1 protein-coding gene is annotated in these 1516 nt (G+C 49.1%); it reads left to right on the top strand.

All coding sequences use genetic code 11. From position 1 onward, the window contains the following. A partial coding sequence (locus IQ219_RS19555) for an MFS transporter (protein WP_194073719.1) occupies positions 1-1516 on the top strand: 1516 nt, incomplete at both ends.

Here is a 1516-nt window from a genome sequence, read left to right as displayed (position 1 = left end):
CTTCACCACCAAGCTGGCCTACGGAGCAGGGGATTTTGGCCCGGCCATCACTGCCAACATTTTGGTGTTTTACCTGCTGTTTTTCCTCACTGATGTGGCGGGGGTGCCGGCGGCCCTGGCGGGTAGTGTGTTGATGATTGGTAAAATTTTTGATGCCATCAATGACCCAATCATTGGCTTGTTGAGTGACCGTACCCGCACTCGTTGGGGTCGCCGTTTGCCTTGGATGTTGGCTGGGATGATTCCCTTTGCCCTGTTGAATTCCGCCCAATGGTTAATTCCCCATTTCAGTGACGATCGCTTAACTAATCAATGGGGATTATTTATTTACTACGTGGCGATCGCCATGGCATTTAATCTGTGTTACACCACGGTTAATTTGCCCTACACTGCCCTAACACCAGAATTGACCCAGAACTATAACGAGCGCACCAGGTTAAATAGTTTTCGGTTTTTCTTTTCCATTGGCGGCAGTATTCTCTCTCTAATTCTTTACATTCTGATCGCTGCCGGTTTACCTGATCGCCCCCAGGCGCAATTTGCCCAATTGGGGGTGATGATTTCCGTGCTTTCCCTCTCTGCTTTACTTTGGAGTGCTTTACGGCTCCAAGAAAAGGGCAAAGATCCCATTCTTTCTCCGACTCTGCGTCGGCGTTTAGCGCCCCTATTAATGACTGCTGGTATTACTTTAATTGCTTTGGCGATCGCCAGAAGCTTTAACTTACTAGGGGCAAGTGGTTTTGACTACATTAGCTTTTTTCTGATTCTACTGGGGCTAATCTGGGGAGGATTTGGTTTTACCCTCCGAGACAGTGCCATAGAAGATCATTTACGAAAGGGAGATGGACCATCCAGTCCTGAGAACACCGAAAGTTTACCCCTGTTTAAACAACTTAAAATTGCCTTCCGCAACCGGGCTTTTTTATTTGTTATCGGTATTTACCTCTGTTCCTGGTTAGCTGTACAACTTACCGCGTCAATTCTGGTTTATTTCGTCGTCAGTTGGATGGGCTTAAGCGAACAACAGTCCGGCACCATTGCCCTCGCCGTCCAAGGTACAGCCCTAGTAATGCTATTTATCTGGCAGGCCCTAGCCCAGTTTTTAGATAAAAAAGTTATTTACTTCCTCGGATCCATGGTGTGGATGGGGGCAGAAGCTGGTCTTTGGTTAGTGCAACCTGGGCAAGTCGCTCTGCTGTACACCCTAGCGGTTTTTGCCGGGGTGGGGGTATCCGTTGCCTACCTCATTCCCTGGTCCATGATTCCCGACGTGGTGGATTTGGACGAATTAAACACTGGCAAACGCCGAGAAGGAGTTTTCTATGCCTTTATGGTGCTACTGCAAAAGGTCGGTTTAGCCCTTGGCTTATTTTTGGTGGGGTTAACCCTCCAAGCCTCTGGATTTATTGCCCGTGTTCCCGGAGAACCCATTCCCACCCAACCCGATAGTGCCCTCTGGGCCATCCGCTTTGCCGTTGCCCCCCTGCCGGCCTTCTTTTTGTTAGGGGGATTAATC

This window comes from Synechocystis sp. LEGE 06083, from assembly GCF_015207725.1.
Taxonomy (GTDB): domain Bacteria; phylum Cyanobacteriota; class Cyanobacteriia; order Cyanobacteriales; family Microcystaceae; genus Synechocystis; species Synechocystis salina.
The sequence above is the reverse complement of the archived record's forward strand: the minus strand, read 5'-3'. Positions and strand labels throughout refer to the sequence as shown.